We start from the raw sequence: 14331 nt of genomic DNA, 5'->3' as shown, positions 1-14331 counted from the left end.
GAAGTACGTGGCCCAGACAACCGCCGACCAGTCCACCGCGCTCAAGCCCGCCACGGAGTCGATGACACTGCTGGTTGCCGCCGTAATCGTCCATGACCGCGAGACGCAGCGGGTGGCTCTCCTGCGACGCGGCCCCAAGGCCAAGTTCGCCCAAGGCATGTGGGACCTGCCCGTCGGCAAGAGCGAGCCCGGCGAACCCATCACCCAGACCGCCGTGCGCGAGCTCAACGAGGAAACCGGCCTCGTGGTCGCGCCGGAGGACCTGCGGCTGGTGCACGTCATCCACGGCGCCCGGGGCGTCGAGGCCCCCAACGGCTTCCTGACGGTGGTGTTCGCCGCGCACCAGTGGTCGGGCAAGCTCAGCAACGGGGAGCCTGAGAAGCACTCGGAGGTCTCATGGGTCAGCACCGACGCTATCCCGCAGGAGTTCGTGTCTACCACCGGCACGGCGCTTGCCAGCTATCTCCAGAACGGGCCAAGCGTTTCACTCGACTCCTGGCGTGGCGGAGCGTAGAGGCAGCCGACATCGAGTCGGCACGAGGGCTGGGAGCACCGACGGGTCCGAGTTGACCCAGCTCCAGCCCACCGTTGACTACCAGCCACTAGCGGCATCGCCGAGCCGGGATGCTTCGTCCTGCTCCCGGTTCGGCACTGCCCCGGGCTCCTCGCCGGTCCCGCCAACCGAATGTCACCCACGCACGGTGTAGCGGGTCTTCAAGCCGGGCGTCGCACGGCCCCGCAGATGAACCGGCGTGACATCAGGCGACGACCACACACACCGTAAGCAGAGACAACCCATAGATCACGATGGCAAGGTGCAGAATCACCCACAGCCGGTGAAGCCGCACGCGATGAAGCCGGGGGAACTCACGGTAGTGCTCCTCGCGGGCCTTCACGAGCAGTTCGTCTAACCCCAGCACGCCTCGCTGTGCAAGATCCTTGGTCAACACCCGGGCCTGGGAGAGGTGGTACGAGGCCCGCTCGTAGTACTTGGACACCGCCACTGCCCCGTAAACTCCGGTCAGTGCAACGAAGAGGCACAGGGGCATGACGTACAGCGTGAATCGCTGCTGAACGATCAGAGCGCTTAGAGCCGCGGTGATGACAAGCAGGAGGTTTGTCAGTGTGGAGCGCTGAGTCTCGCACTGCCGCAGTTGCTCTCGTTGTTCCTTCCAGTAGGCCCGTATCGCATCTTCAGAGACCTCGGCCATGAGGCTCCCTCCTTAACATCGGTGCACCCTGAACACCAGTTCTCTGGTTCGCCTTGAAGGTGAACCCTCGGCAGGGGAGACGCGGAAGCATGAAGATCTTCATCAGCAGTGCTCGCAAGGGCCTGGAGGAAGAGCGTGACGCCCTCAGCGGGCTGATCCTCGCCTTGGGGCACACGCCTGTGCGGTTTGAGGACTTCTCCGCACAGAGCACGCCTAGCCGGGAGGCATGTCTGAGGGCACTGGAGACCGCAGATGTTTGTCTCTTCCTGCTAGGTCCGAACTACGGCCACATCTTCCCCGAGACAGGCCAGTCTGCAACTCATGACGAGTGGGTGGCAGCACAAAAGGCGGGCATGACCCGAATCGTCTATCGGAAGCAAGGCGTGACGTTCGAGCCAGCCCAGCACGGCTTCATACGGGCCGTCGAAGCCTACGCAACCGGCGTCTTCCGCGACTCCTTCGACACCACCATCGAGCTGACGACCAAAGTCGTCCAGAAGATCCGGGAGTTGGAGTCAGTCTCGTCTCCGCTTGGATTCTCCAAGCTGACCCAGTCACCCGACCTGCACTGGTTCCTCGATGACACCACCGCTCCCGCGTGGGCCGGCGTGCGAGCGCCCTTGCTGGAGGTACACACCCTGCCCCTGGACTTCGACGGCCACTCTGCACGGGAACTGGAACAGCTGGGTACATCGCTCGTCGACCGAATCCGTGCCACCGGGATGGTCAGGAACGACGTGGCATTGAGCCCATCCAAGGCCCAGGGATACGCGGCCGTCGAGATCCCCTCCAGCCGACCCCGATCGTGGAACACATCCCGGCCGGGGGGACTCGTAGGCATCTGGCTGAACAAGACAGGCCAGGTGTCCATCAGAGCCACGTTGCCGGGCGATACCCTCGGCTCGATCTTGGACGCTGCTGCCTTGCCTCAGCAGGTTGCCGAGTTGCTGAGGTTCACGGGCGCGCTGAACATCATCCAACAGGACCGCATCGTGGTGGCGGCAGGTGTGTCAAACGCTGGCCAGACGAGCGTCGATACGTTCAACCCGCATCAGCCCCGTCAGTCTGCCCAAATGGCTGGTTTCGGTCGGACACTCCAACTGCGCACCGAACCCGATGAGTCCGTTACGCTGGCCGCTCTCGGAACTGGGGCTCTGGAGGTCGCCAGCTTTCTCGCGCGAGAGCTGATCTCGCAACATCCCTCTGCCAGATAAGCCCGGCTCGGCCGCTCTCCACCGCATCGGTTCTATCCGCGACCCGGCAGCCGGCATGCGCCGATCGACTGGTTAGGCGCCGAGCCGGGAAGCCCCCTCCTGCCTCCCGGCTCGGCGCCACAATGTCGCAGGTCGTCAGTCGGCGAGCGGAAGGTAGACCCGGTTGCCGTTGGCCGCGAACTCCGCGGACTTGGCCTTCATGCCGGCTTCGGCCTCATCGTCGCTGGTCACGGCCATGTCGTCGCCGTACGTGCCCATGACACTTTTGCTGATCTTCATCGAGCAGAACTTGAACAAAGGCAGTATGGGCTGATCTACTGCCTGAAGTTCTTGGCACCAAGGGGTCACCGCTTGCCGAAAACCCTTGCCACGAGAGCAAATCGGATGCGGCACGACCAGCGAAGTGCCTCCAACTTGGCCCGGAATAGCTACCGTTGCCCCATGACAGATCTGCGCCAGGTGCCGGTTGACGAGGTACTGGAGCGGGTCGAGACCGCGTTGGGGACCCAGCTCGATCGTGCGACGGTTGTCCGCAAGCGTCGATCCGTAGGCGCTCGCACCGGGCGCGGCACGTGGGTGCGGATCGAGCGGCGCGGGTTGGAGCGGATCGGCGTGCAGGGCGGGGACGGCACGCCCGCGGCCGAGGCACTGGACGGCATCGCGAAACCCGCGTGGCTAGCCGGCCTCGCATGGCGGGACGAGGCCGAGCCGGTGATGTGGCGAGCCGACGAAACCAGGCTTCTACCAGCCGAACCGGCGGGGCCCGCAGTCGTGGCGGACGAACCCGAGCTACCTCCCGGGTGGTGGGCACAGCTGAACGCGTCTCTCGATGCACTCGCTCGGCAGCGGACGAACCGGATCGCCACCCCCGACACGGAGACCATCACGCAGGAGCTGGTGACCCGGACGATCCATCAAGTGTTCCCAGTTGTCGATGCGACGGTGATCGAGTGGTGTCCGGCGCATGCGGATCTGAACTGGGCGAACGTGACGGCGCCGGAGTTCTGCGTCTTCGACTGGGAGGACTGGGGGATGGCCCCGCGCGGCCTGGACGCGGCCACACTGTGGGCGGCGTCGCTCGCCGTACCGGAGCTGGCCGATCGCGTCCGCGCCGAGCGGAGCGCCGACTTCGCGAGCCGGGACGGCAAGTTGATGGCGTTGTTCGTCGCGGCGAAGATCCTCGGGTCGTACGGGCATTCCGAGGACCCGCGCCGCGATGGTGCTCGCGCGCTGGCGGAGCAAGCGGTGAAGGAACTTCAGGGGGACTGACACAGAAGCTGCCGGTAGGCCTGGACGACCTCGGTGTCGATCTCCTGGCCCAGGCCGCCGAGCAGTTCCCGCAGGTGCTCGGCGTCGTCGGTGCTGACGGCCACCGCGTCCACTGCGGGCAGCGCGAAGGCGACTCGGAACGCCGCCTGCACCGGAGTGGCACGGAGACCGCAGGAACATCCTCGGGTCCACCTTCTGCCAGACAGGTGCGGTGGTGCTGCCACCGAAGGGGCTCATGCCCCACTGAGGTGTCCCCCGGAGTGCGGACACAGGGGCCGCGACGTCCTTGAACGTCCGCCGTCCCGCCGAGGCCCACCACAACGCCACCGCGTCCGACCGGAACTCCGCACTGTACTTCGATGGCCTCGCCATGCAGATCTTCACCTTCCTGGACCAACAAGATCCATTGTCAGGTGTGTCCACACCGCGGGGGTCACCTCACTTCCGCTACCCGGTCCGCAACAGTGGTGATGCCACGCTCGACGGCGTTACCCGCATCCACATCCGTCACTTCCACAACGTGATGGTGGGCATTGCCGGGCTACTCGACGCCGCCGATACAGGCATCCGAGAGATGACGGACAGGAAGCATGAGATGGCTGGGTACAACCTCTACGGCGGCTGAGGTCAGGACTGTCCCGATCCCTGGCGAGCCGTCGCCGGGTAGGGCGTCCTGGGAGTCCTTACCCGTCTCGGGGGACGGATGCCGTAACTCGGTGGGGCCAGAAGCCGAACGGAGCTCCTGGCCCCACCGAGCGCGGTGGTGTGTGGTCAGTCCGCCATCGGCAGGTAGACCTTGTTGCCCTGGGCCTTGAACTCCTCGGACATCGCCTTCATGCCCTCGACCGCGGCCTCGTCGTACTCCGGCGAGGCCGCGCCGGCGCCGAACTTCTCATTGATGCTTTTACTGATCTTCATCGAGCAGAACTTCGGGCCGCACATCGAGCAGAAGTGGGCCGTCTTGGCGGGCTCGGCGGGGAGGGTCTCGTCGTGGAACTCGCGGGCCGTCTCCGGGTCGAGGGCCAGGTTGAACTGGTCCTCCCAGCGGAACTCGAAGCGGGCGTCGGAGAGGGCGTCGTCCCAGGCCTGGGCGCCGGGGTGGCCCTTGGCCAGGTCGGCGGCGTGGGCGGCGATCTTGTAGGTGATGACGCCGGTCTTCACGTCGTCCCGGTTGGGCAGGCCCAGGTGCTCCTTGGGGGTGACGTAGCAGAGCATCGCGGTGCCCCACCAGGCGATCATCGCGGCGCCGATGCCCGAGGTGATGTGGTCGTAGCCGGGGGCGACGTCCGTGGTCAGCGGGCCGAGGGTGTAGAACGGCGCCTCGTCGCAGATCTCCTTCTGGAGATCCATGTTCTCCTTGATCTTGTTCATCGGGACGTGGCCCGGCCCCTCGATCATCACCTGGACGTCTCGCTCCCGGGCGATCCGGCCCAGCTCGCCCAGCGTCTGCAGCTCGGCGAACTGCGCCTCGTCGTTGGCGTCGGCGATCGAGCCGGGGCGCAGGCCGTCACCGAGCGAGAAGGTGACGTCGTAGCTCGCGAGGATCTCGCAGAGCTCCTCGAAGTTGGTGTAGAGGAAGTTCTCCCGGTGGTGGGCCAGGCACCAGGCCGCCATGATCGAGCCGCCGCGCGAGACGATGCCGGTCTTGCGACGGGCCGTCAGCGGCACGTACCGCAGCAGCACGCCGGCGTGCACGGTCATGTAGTCGACGCCTTGCTCGCACTGCTCGACGATGGTGTCCCGGTAGACGTCCCAGCTGAGCTCCTCGGCCCGGCCGTCGACCTTCTCCAGCGCCTGGTAGAGCGGCACCGTGCCGATCGGGACGGGGGAGTTGCGCAGGATCCACTCCCGGGTGGTGTGGATGTTGCGGCCGGTGGAGAGGTCCATGACGGTGTCGGCGCCCCAGCGGGTGGCCCAGGTCATCTTCTCCACCTCCTCCTCGATCGAGGAGGTGACGGCGGAGTTGCCGATGTTGGCGTTGATCTTCACCAGGAAGTTCGTGCCGATGATCGACGGCTCCACCTCGGGGTGGTTCACGTTGACCGGGATGACGGCGCGGCCGCGCGCCACCTCGGCGCGGACGTACTCCGGGTCCAGGCCCTCGCGCAGGGCCACGAACTCCATCTCCGGCGTCACCACGCCGCGCCGGGCGTAGGCGAGCTGGGTGACGGAGGCGCCGGACCGGCCGCGCAGCGGGCGGCGCGGGCGGCCGGGGAAGACGGCGTCCAGGTTGCGCAGGTTCCCGCCGCGCGGCGAGGTGTGCTTGATCCCGTCGTCCTCCGGGCGGGCCTCGCGGCCGTCGTACTCCTCGACGTCGCCGCGCTGGCGGATCCAGGCGTCCCGCAGCGGCGGCAGGCCGCGCCGCACGTCGGCCTCGTAGGCGGGGTCGGTGTACGAGCCGGAGGTGTCGTAGAGCGGGACGGTCCGGCCGTTGGTCAGGACGACCTCGCGGTACGGGACCCGCAGGTCGGGGCGGGACCCCTGGCGGTAGGCCTTGCGCCAGGCCGGGGTCGGGTAGCCGGTGGCCGCGCTTCCGGCGGCCTGGTTCCGGGCAGACTGCGGCTGTGCGTCGAACGTGGTCATCAGACCCTCTACTCCCTACGCCGGCATTACCCGGTCAGGTTCCTGCGGTCGACGCAGCGGTCGGCACGTCCAGCGACGTTCCGGTCAGCGCCCTCTCAGCCCGGTGCTCCGAGCTCCCGTGTCCGCAGGCGGTGTTGCCTGCGCATGACGTCCAACACCGTAGCGAGCGGATCGCCGCTGGTCCAGAGGGGGTCCCCGGGCGGCGATCCGGACCACGGGGCGCCGCGGCGCTCCGGGGCGGGCAGACTGGCAGTCACGCGGGGCGGGCGGCGAAGGAGGAGCGCAGTGATCGGGAGCACGGGGCGGGTCAGCGGAGCGGTGGGCGCGGGACTGGTCGGCGAGGTGATGGTGCACGTCCCGGAGCGCCGGGGCACGGAGGCGTTCCTCGCCTATCTCGCCGTGCCGGGTGACCGGCTGTCGGTCGGGACGCCCGTGGTGGTGATCGAGTACCACCCGCCCCGGACCGTCTACGTGGCACCGATCCTGCCGTGACAGGGTTGTGACGGACGGTCATGTGCGATCCCTTCTCCTCCGGTTGTCCCGGGCGGACAATCCGAGTCGGCGCATCTCATGCGCCGAAAGGGGGAGTTGAACCATGGTGTTCGTCATCATCGGGACCGCCGCCGGGGTACTGCTGGTGGGTGTCACGCTCTTCAAGCTCATGTGGCGGGTGGCCGAGCCCAACGAGGCCCTGATCATCTCCGGCTCCCGGCACCGGACCGAGGGGGTCGGGGACGGCCTGGGCTTCCGGATCGTCACCGGGCGGGGGACCTTCGTCACGCCGGGGCTGCAGGGCGTCCGCCGGCTCTCGCTGGACCTCAACGAGGCCGAGCTGGACGTCGAATGCGTCACCACGCAGGGCATCCCGGTCCGGGTCAAGGGCGTGGTGATCTTCAAGATCGGCGACGACGACGTCTCCATCGCCAATGCCGCCCGGCGATTCCTGGACCAGCAGAAGCTGATCAGCCAGCGGGTCCACAACGTCTTCGCCGGCCACCTGCGCTCGATCGTCGGCGGGCTCACCGTCGAGGACATGATCCGGGACCGCGAGCGGCTCACCGGGGAGACCAGGGCCGCCTCCGGGCTGGAGATGGAGAAGCTCGGGCTGATCATCGACACCCTGCAGATCCAGGAGATCATCGACCCGACCGGCTACATCAAGAACCTCGCCATCCCGCACGCCGCCGCCGTCCAGCGGGACGCCCGGATCGCCCAGGCCGCGGCCGACCGGATGGCCACCGAGGCGGAGCAGGAGGCCGCCGCCCGCAAGGCCGAGGCGACCCGCAACAGTGCCATCCAGCAGTCCGCGTACCAGGCCGAACGGGACACCGCCAACGCCCGCGCCCAGCAGGCCGGGCCGCTCGCCGAGGCCGCCTCCCGGCAGGAGGTCGTCGTCCAGGAGACGAAGGTCGCCGAACTGGAGTCGCGCCGCAAGGAGCAGCAGCTGCAGATCGAGGTCCGCAAGCCGGCCGACGCCAAGGCGTACGAGACCCGCACCCGGGCGGACGCCGACCGCGACGCGCGGATCTCGGCGGCGCAGGCCCAGGCCCAGGAGACCGAGCTGAAGGCGGCCGCCGAGGCCGGCCAGGTCAGGATCGCGGCCCAGGCCGCGGCGGACGCCACCAGGCTGCGCGCCCTGGCCGAGGCCGAGGCGACCAGGGCCACCGGGCAGGCCGAGGCCGCGGCCACCGAGGCCCGCGGGCTGGCGGACGCGGAGGCCGCCAAGGCGATCGGGCTCGCCAAGGCCGCCGGCATCCAGGCCCGGGCCGCCGCACTCGCCGAGAACCAGGACGCCGTGGTGGCACAGGAGTTGGCGGAGAAGTGGCCGGACATCGTGCTGGCCGCCGCGCAGTCCTTCGGCAACGTCGAGCACATGGTGCTGCTCAACGGCGCCGACGGGGTGGGCGAGCTGTTCGCCAAGGCGCTCACCATGGGCGGGACCGGCCTCGGCCTGGCCCGCCAACTGCTCACCACCCTGCACGGGCCGGGGCAGCCCGGCCCGGCGCCGGACACCGCGGCGCCGGGCGGAGCCGCCGTACCGGCGGCGGCCGGGACGGCCGCGGGCGGCGCGGCCGTCGCGGTGCCCGTCCAGCAGATCCGGGTCGAGGAGTGACGGCTCCCGGCCCGGTCGAGTAGCCGCCCGCGCCCACCTGAGTACCCGTACTCAGGTGGGCGCGGCGGCGCCGGCCGGAGCATGGGGGCATGCACCCTCCAGCCACCGCGCGGATCGGCATCACCACCGTCGGAGCCCACCTCCCCGCCCACCGCCTGACCTCCCAGCAGCTCCAGGACGAGGTCACCGCCGGCGGTCGGCTCCGGCTGCCGGAGCGGATGTTCGAGAAGGCGACCGGGATCGTCACCCGGCACTTCGCGGCCGAGGGCGAGTACGCCTCCACGCTGGCGGTCGGCGCCGCCCGGCGTGCCCTGGCGGCCCGCGGACTGGACCCGCTCGACCTCGACCTGCTGCTGTACGCCTCCGCCACCCGGGACGTCTGCGAGCCCGCCACCGCCCACCTCGTCCAGGCCGAACTCGGTTCCCGGGCCCACGCGCTGGACGTCAGCAACGCCTGCAACAGCTTCCTCAACGGCATCGACCTGGCCCGCGCGATGATCCTGGCGGGCCGCGCCCGGCGCGCCCTGGTGGTCACCGGCGAGACGCCGAGCCGGGCGATGCGCCGCGATCCGGCCGGTCAGGAGGACTTCCGGGACGGCTTCGCCGGGTACACCTTCGGCGACGCCGGCGCGGCCGTGGTCGTCGAGGCGGTAGAGCGCGGCGGCATCCTGGACATCGAGACCGAGACGGCCTCCGAGCACTGGGCGGCCGGCGGCATCCCCGGCGGTGGCTCGCGCCACCCGCGCGGCGACGAGTACAGCTACTTCCGGGGCGGCGGAAAGGAGTTGCGCGGCGTCTTCGAGCAGATCGGCGGCGCCATCCTGACCAGGGTCGCGGCCCGTACCGGCCTCGGCTGGGACGACTACGCGCGGGTGCTGGTGCACCAGGTGACCGTCCCCTACCTGGAGTGCTTCGTCGAGCTAACCGGCGTGCCCGCGGAGAAGCTGGTCGTCACCGTGCCGGAGCTGGGCAATGTCGCCAGCGCCACCCTGGGCATCCAACTCGAACGAATAACCCCGGAGTTGAACCCCGGGGACAAGGTGCTGCTGATCGGCCTCGGCGGCGGCGTCAGCCTGATGACGATGGTCTGGGAGGCGTCATGAGCACCGGGACGGACCTCTGGGTGGTCGTGCCGGCCTACCAGGAGGAGGCCAGGATCGAGCACACCCTGGCCGCCCTGGCCGCCCAGCACGACCGCGCGTTCACCCTGCTGGTCGCCGACAACGGCTCCAGCGACGCCACCGTGGCGAAGGTCCGGGCCTTCGCCGCCCGGGCGCCGTTCCCGGTCGAGGTGCTGGTCGAGCCGGAGAAGGGCGTCGGCTCGGCGATCGACACGGGCTTCCGGTACGCCATCGCGCACGGCGCGACCCTGCTGGCCCGCACCGATGCCGACTGCCTGCCCGAACCCGGCTGGACGGCGGCCGCCCGGGCCGGGATGCGCGCCTGCGGCGGGCTGGTCTGCGGCCGGGTGACCGCCCGCCGGGACGAGCACGGGCCGGCCGGGCGCGCGGTGTTCCTGGTGCTGGTCGCGCTCGGCGCCCTCTTCGGCCGGATCCGGCCCGCGCACCGCCGCCGGCACGGCTACCTCACGCCGTACCGGATGCACGCCGGCAACAACATGGCGATCACCGCGGAGCTGTACCGGGACGTCGGCGGGATGCCGCGCCGGCCGTCGCCCACCGACCGGATGTTCATCAACCGGGTGCGCCGCCACACCACCGCGATCGTCCACCGCCGCGACATGGTGGTGCAGAACTCCACCCGGCGGATCCGCGCCTACGGCGTGGTCGGCACCGCCCGCTGGTACCTGGAGCGCGGCGCCGGCCGGCGCTCGGTCGACGTCCGCTGAACCGGCCGCACGCCCGCGGAACCGCGCACCCGCTGACCGCGCACCCCCCGGAACCGGGCGCCCGGAGAACCGACCACCGCAACCCCGTCGAGGAGGGCCCCGTGCTCGACCGGCTCGCCCACGCCCTGCGCACCGTCCACCCCGACCGGCCCGCCGTCCTGGGCCGCGGCCGCACCGGCGGCACCAGGGTCCTGATCCGCCGCGGCGAACTCGCCGACCTGGCCGACCGCTACGCCGCCGCCCTGCACGCCCGCGGCCTCGGCCCCGGCGCCACCCTCGGCGTCGCCGTCCGCCCCGGCCCCCGGGCGCTCGCCGTCCTGCTCGCCGCCCACCGGCTCGGCCTGCGCGCCGCCGTCCTCGACCCGACCGCCGGGCCGGACGTGCTGGCCGCCCGGCTCGCCCTGGCCCGGCCGGACCTCGTGCTCGCCGACGCCGCCGCCCAGGCGGTGGCGGGCTGGGCCGGGCCGCTGGCCCGCCGCGCCGACCTCGCACTGCCCCGGCTGTCGGCGCTCGGCCCGGTCGCCACCCTGGGCCGCCGGCTGCCCGGCTGCGCCCCCCGGCTCGCGGTCACCGGCGGCGCCGCGCCCGCGCACCGCGACGGCGGCGCGGACACCGACGCGGTGATCGTCTTCACCTCCGGCACCACCGCCCGCCCGCGCGCCGTCGTGCACACCCGCGAGGGCCTGGCGGCCGGCCTGCGCACCGTCACCGACCTGGTCGACCCCCGCCCGGGCAGCACCGTGCTCGGCGGCACCTTCTTCGTCCTGGTGCCCGCGCTGGCGGCCGGCGCCGCCGTCGCCCTGCCGGCCCGGCGCCCGCGGGCGCTGGCCGGCCAACTCGCCCGGCTGGCACCGGCCCGGACCTACCTCACCCCGCCCGCCCTGCGCGCCGCGCTCGGCGCCGGGGCCCGCTTCCACGGCCGGGTCTGGACCGGCTCCGCGCCCGCCGACGCCGCCCTGCTGCGCCGGGTCAAGCAGGCCGGCGCCGACCAGGCCTGGGGCGTGTACGCGCTCACCGAGCTGTTCCCGGCCGCCGCCGTCGAAGAGGCCGGGAAGAGCGCCCACACCGGGCCCGGGGACCTGGTCGGCGCACCGCTGCCCGGGGTGCGCACCGGCCTCACCCCGGAGGGCGAGCTCCTGCTCACCGGCCCGGGCGCCCGGCACCGCTACCTCGGCGAGGAACCCGACCCCTGGGTCCGCACCGGCGACCGGGCCACCCTCGCCCCGGACGGGCGGATCGTGCTCGCCGGCCGGCTGAAGGACATGGTGCTGCGCCGGGCCGAGAACATCTACCCGGGTCTGTACGAGCCCGCGCTGCACCTGCCGGACGTCGAACTCGCCGTCCTGGTCGGGGTCCCGGCCGCCGGCGCGCCGGGCGACGAACGGCTGGTGGCCCTCGTCCAGCCGCGTCCCGGCGCCGATCCGCGGCGGCTGCGCGCCGCCCTGAGGGGCCCGCTCGACCGGATGGGCGGCGCCCGCCCGGACGCCGTGCTGTTCGGGGAGGTCCCGCTGGCCGGGCGCTCCCGCAAGCCCGACCGGGCGGCGGCCGCCGCCCACTGCGCCCGGGAGCTGTCCGCATGACCACCGACCGCGGCACCGGCCGCGCACCCGCCCCCGCGCCCGCCCGCGCACCCACCCCGACGCCCGGCCCCACGCCCACCCACGCACCCGCCGCCCACGCACCCGCCGCCGACCGGGCCGCGCGCCGCCGCGACCGCCGGGTCTACCTGCGCAGCCACCCCGTGCTGTTCGCGCTGCTCTGCCTCACCCGCCGCCGCCCGGTCGTCCGGCTCGGCCGTACCGTCCTGGTCCACGGCACCGAGGCCTACCGCGAGGCGCTCACCCGCGTCCCGCTCGACCGCACGGCGGCCGGCACCACCGGTGGGGCCGCCGCCCGACTCAGCGGCGGGGGGCTGCTGTTCGACCAGGAGGGTGCCCGGCACCGCGCCGCGCGACGGGCGGTGGCGGCCGACCTCGGCACCGGAGCACTCGACCGGATCCGCCCGCACTGGCAGGCCGTGCTCGCCGAACGCGTCCCCGAACTGGCCACCGGTTCACTCGAACTCGTCACCCTGGCAGAGGAGTTGGCCGGAGTGACGGCGGCCGCGCTGACCGGCTCCGGCGCCGACCCGCGCACCCTCGCCCAGGCCTGCGCCGCCGTCGCCGCGGCCACCGCCCGGGACCACCTGCCCGGCCCGCGGCTGCCCGGCCGCCGGAGGGCCGGGGTTACCGCCGCCGCCAGGGCGGCCGACCTCACCGCGCTGCTCCCGGACCCGCTCGACGCGATGCTCACCGTCGCCGCCGTCACCACCACCGTCGCCGCCCTGCCCCGGGCCGCCGCCTGGTGCGCCGACGCCGGCCTCTGGACCGGGGTGGACGCCGGGACGGCCCCCGGCCTGGCCGCCGAACTCCTCCGGCTGACCGCGCCCTCGCCACTGCTCCCCCGGGTCACCGCCGCCGACGCCACGCTGGCCGGCTGCCCCGTCCGGGCCGGCGACCGCCTGGTCCTGGTCGCCCGGCACGCCGCCGGGGCCCACCGGACCGGACCGGCCCCCGGCCCGGCCGCCACCCAGGCCGTCTTCGGCGCCGGCCCGCACGCCTGCCCGGGCGCCGGCCTCGCCCGGGCCCTGCTCACGGACGTGCTGCTCGCGCTGGCCCCGCACCGCCCGGTGGTCGTCCGGGCCCGGGTCGACCGGCGGTCCGCGCTCCCGGGCTACGCGGAGCTCACCGTCCGGCGCGCACCGGAGCCCGGGGCGGCCCGTCCCACGACACCCGAGCGGCTTGAGGAGTCCCGATGCGGATAGCCGTCACCGGCGCCGGCGGCTTCTGCGGCTCGCACGTCGCCCTCGCCGCCGCCGCGCTGGGCCTCGACGTGCTCTGCTACGGCCGGTCCCCCGGCCCGGTCGGCCGCCACGTCCACTGGGACGCCACCACCGGCGACCCCGACCTGGCCGGCGCCGACCTGGTGGTGCACTGCGCCGCGGCCGTCGCCGACCTCCCCCGGGGCTCCGCCGGCGAGGCCGGGCAGTACGCCGTGAACGTCACCGGTACCGCACGGCTGCTGCGCGCCGCCGCCGGCCGTCCGGTGGTCCAGGTGAGCAGCGCCAGCGTCTACGACCCCCGGATCGGCCGCTCCTGGATCATGGAGCACCACCCCACCGAGGGCGGCCACCTCAACGCCTACGGGCGCACCAAGGCGGCCGCCGAACGGCTCGCGCTGGAGGCGGGCGCCGTCGTCCTTCGCCCACGCGCCGTCTACGGGCCGGGCGATCCGCACCTCGCGCCCCAACTGCTGGCACGGGTGCGGCACGGACTGCTGCTGCTCCCCGGCGGCGACGTCCGGATCAGCCTGACCGCCGTGCAGAACCTCGCCGACGCCTGCCTGGCCGCCCTGGGCCTGACCGGCGGCCGCGCCTGGACGCCCGGCGCGTACAACATCGCCGACGACCGGCACTACCGGCGCGACGACGCCGTCCGCCGGGTGCTCGCCGCGCACGGCGTGCGGGCCCGGATCGGCCACGTGCCGGCGCCGCTCGCCCGGCTGGCCGCCCGGACCGGCCGCGTCCCCGGGCTGACCCCGTACGCGGTCGACCAGCTCGCCACCGGCGTCACCCTCGACCTCGGCCGGTCCCGGACCCAGCACTGGCGGCCGCTCTGGGACCTCGACACCGTCCTGCTGCTCGACCGGGCCACCGCCGCCGCCCGGGGCGCGTCCGCCGACGACTGACGCCCGCACCCCCGAGGGGGTACGGGCGTCCGGGACCGGCGGCTCAGCTCCTGGCGGCCTTCTTCACCAGGATCACCACGGCGGCCGCGATCCCCACCACCACCAGCAGCTTGATGACCAGGCTCAGCAGCGCGCCCACCACGCCGAAGACGAATCCGATGATGTTCCAGGCCAGGATCAGCACCAGCACCGGAACGACGATATTGCGCACCCACGAGGGCAGCGACTTCCAGAACTCAGCCATGTCCGTTCCTTCTCTCCCCTCGGGCCGGCTGCCGTCCGGTGCCGCATCCCGCTTGCTTCGATACTTCGATCGTACGGTGACGCACGGGTCGGAACGAGGGCCGATGGCCCGGAGAGAACCCG

At 72.4% G+C, this 14331-nt stretch carries 15 protein-coding genes; 11 read left to right on the top strand and 4 right to left on the bottom strand.

All coding sequences use genetic code 11. The features are described from left to right. The first annotated feature begins 7 nt into the window (after positions 1 to 7). Complete coding sequence (locus ACZ34W_RS04395) at positions 8 to 514, top strand: NUDIX domain-containing protein (protein ID WP_465601653.1); 507 nt, start codon at positions 8 to 10, stop codon at positions 512 to 514. Between the two features lie 244 nt (positions 515 to 758). Here ACZ34W_RS04395 and ACZ34W_RS04390 read toward each other — a convergent pair whose 3' ends face one another. Then, positions 759 to 1211 (bottom strand): hypothetical protein, encoded by a 453-nt coding sequence (locus ACZ34W_RS04390; RefSeq protein WP_465601650.1) that lies wholly within the window; start codon positions 1209 to 1211, stop codon positions 759 to 761. 89 nt (positions 1212 to 1300) lie between these two features. Here ACZ34W_RS04390 and ACZ34W_RS04385 point away from each other — a divergent pair, with 89 nt between their 5' ends. Beyond that, positions 1301 to 2425, top strand: coding sequence for a DUF4062 domain-containing protein (locus tag ACZ34W_RS04385; RefSeq protein WP_465601647.1), 1125 nt, complete (start codon positions 1301 to 1303; stop codon positions 2423 to 2425). Positions 2426 to 2560: 135 nt separating this feature from the next. Here the strand turns inward: ACZ34W_RS04385 and ACZ34W_RS04380 are convergent, their stop codons facing one another. Beyond that, complete coding sequence (locus tag ACZ34W_RS04380) at positions 2561 to 2704, bottom strand: thiamine biosynthesis protein ThiC (RefSeq protein ID WP_465601890.1); 144 nt, start codon at positions 2702 to 2704, stop codon at positions 2561 to 2563. Positions 2705 to 2866: 162 nt separating this feature from the next. On the opposite strand from ACZ34W_RS04380, the gene ACZ34W_RS04375 reads away from it, so the two are divergent. Together ACZ34W_RS04375 and ACZ34W_RS04370 are read left to right on the top strand one after the other, a co-directional pair. Then, positions 2867 to 3694: a hypothetical protein gene (locus ACZ34W_RS04375; protein WP_465601644.1), complete on the top strand. Its 828-nt coding sequence runs from the start codon at positions 2867 to 2869 to the stop codon at positions 3692 to 3694. Between the two features lie 286 nt (positions 3695 to 3980). Then, complete coding sequence (locus ACZ34W_RS04370; RefSeq protein ID WP_465601641.1) at positions 3981 to 4319, top strand: hypothetical protein; 339 nt, start codon at positions 3981 to 3983, stop codon at positions 4317 to 4319. Positions 4320 to 4465: 146 nt separating this feature from the next. Here ACZ34W_RS04370 and thiC read toward each other — a convergent pair whose 3' ends face one another. Beyond that, on the bottom strand, positions 4466 to 6277 hold the full coding sequence (gene thiC / locus ACZ34W_RS04365; RefSeq protein ID WP_359805813.1) for a phosphomethylpyrimidine synthase ThiC: 1812 nt from the start codon (positions 6275 to 6277) through the stop codon (positions 4466 to 4468). Between the two features lie 285 nt (positions 6278 to 6562). Here thiC and ACZ34W_RS04360 point away from each other — a divergent pair, with 285 nt between their 5' ends. From ACZ34W_RS04360 to ACZ34W_RS04330, 7 genes are all read left to right on the top strand, one after another. Next, positions 6563 to 6769: a hypothetical protein gene (locus tag ACZ34W_RS04360; protein ID WP_329488866.1), complete on the top strand. Its 207-nt coding sequence runs from the start codon at positions 6563 to 6565 to the stop codon at positions 6767 to 6769. A 103-nt stretch (positions 6770 to 6872) separates the two neighbouring features. After that, positions 6873 to 8390, top strand: coding sequence for an SPFH domain-containing protein (locus ACZ34W_RS04355; protein WP_329488865.1), 1518 nt, complete (start codon positions 6873 to 6875; stop codon positions 8388 to 8390). Between the two features lie 89 nt (positions 8391 to 8479). Then, positions 8480 to 9493: a 3-oxoacyl-ACP synthase III family protein gene (locus tag ACZ34W_RS04350; RefSeq protein ID WP_465601636.1), complete on the top strand. Its 1014-nt coding sequence runs from the start codon at positions 8480 to 8482 to the stop codon at positions 9491 to 9493. Beyond that, on the top strand, positions 9490 to 10239 hold the full coding sequence (locus ACZ34W_RS04345; RefSeq protein WP_465601633.1) for a glycosyltransferase family 2 protein: 750 nt from the start codon (positions 9490 to 9492) through the stop codon (positions 10237 to 10239). The genes ACZ34W_RS04350 and ACZ34W_RS04345 overlap by 4 nt, the downstream gene beginning before the upstream one ends. 101 nt (positions 10240 to 10340) lie before the next feature. Further along, on the top strand, positions 10341 to 11819 hold the full coding sequence (locus ACZ34W_RS04340) for a class I adenylate-forming enzyme family protein (RefSeq protein WP_465601630.1): 1479 nt from the start codon (positions 10341 to 10343) through the stop codon (positions 11817 to 11819). Next, positions 11816 to 13042, top strand: a complete 1227-nt coding sequence (locus ACZ34W_RS04335; RefSeq protein WP_465601627.1) for a cytochrome P450 — start codon at positions 11816 to 11818, stop codon at positions 13040 to 13042. The genes ACZ34W_RS04340 and ACZ34W_RS04335 overlap by 4 nt, the downstream gene beginning before the upstream one ends. After that, entirely contained in the window at positions 13033 to 13965 is a 933-nt protein-coding gene (locus tag ACZ34W_RS04330; protein ID WP_465601624.1) for an NAD-dependent epimerase/dehydratase family protein, read from the top strand. Before ACZ34W_RS04335 ends, ACZ34W_RS04330 begins: the two co-directional genes overlap by 10 nt. 43 nt (positions 13966 to 14008) lie before the next feature. Here ACZ34W_RS04330 and ACZ34W_RS04325 read toward each other — a convergent pair whose 3' ends face one another. Continuing rightward, positions 14009 to 14209: a DUF5326 family protein gene (locus ACZ34W_RS04325; RefSeq protein WP_329488858.1), complete on the bottom strand. Its 201-nt coding sequence runs from the start codon at positions 14207 to 14209 to the stop codon at positions 14009 to 14011. Positions 14210 to 14331: the final 122 nt, after the last annotated feature.

This window comes from Kitasatospora sp. NPDC022856 (assembly GCF_055561235.1).
This window is presented reverse-complemented; position numbering and strand designations above follow the sequence as displayed.

Bases quoted from the DNA above. Each gene is read 5' to 3' on its own strand.
- ACZ34W_RS04390 (WP_465601650.1), bottom strand. From the start codon at position 1,211: ATGGCCGAGGTCTCTGAAGATGCGATACGGGCCTACTGGAAGGAACAA.
- ACZ34W_RS04385 (WP_465601647.1), top strand. From the start codon at position 1,301: ATGAAGATCTTCATCAGCAGTGCTCGCAAGGGCCTGGAGGAAGAGCGT.
- ACZ34W_RS04380 (WP_465601890.1), bottom strand. From the start codon at position 2,704: ATGAAGATCAGCAAAAGTGTCATGGGCACGTACGGCGACGACATGGCC.
- ACZ34W_RS04375 (WP_465601644.1), top strand. From the start codon at position 2,867: ATGACAGATCTGCGCCAGGTGCCGGTTGACGAGGTACTGGAGCGGGTC.
- thiC (WP_359805813.1), bottom strand. From the start codon at position 6,277: ATGACCACGTTCGACGCACAGCCGCAGTCTGCCCGGAACCAGGCCGCC.
- ACZ34W_RS04355 (WP_329488865.1), top strand. From the start codon at position 6,873: ATGGTGTTCGTCATCATCGGGACCGCCGCCGGGGTACTGCTGGTGGGT.
- ACZ34W_RS04350 (WP_465601636.1), top strand. From the start codon at position 8,480: ATGCACCCTCCAGCCACCGCGCGGATCGGCATCACCACCGTCGGAGCC.
- ACZ34W_RS04345 (WP_465601633.1), top strand. From the start codon at position 9,490: ATGAGCACCGGGACGGACCTCTGGGTGGTCGTGCCGGCCTACCAGGAG.
- ACZ34W_RS04335 (WP_465601627.1), top strand. From the start codon at position 11,816: ATGACCACCGACCGCGGCACCGGCCGCGCACCCGCCCCCGCGCCCGCC.
- ACZ34W_RS04330 (WP_465601624.1), top strand. From the start codon at position 13,033: ATGCGGATAGCCGTCACCGGCGCCGGCGGCTTCTGCGGCTCGCACGTC.
- ACZ34W_RS04325 (WP_329488858.1), bottom strand. From the start codon at position 14,209: ATGGCTGAGTTCTGGAAGTCGCTGCCCTCGTGGGTGCGCAATATCGTC.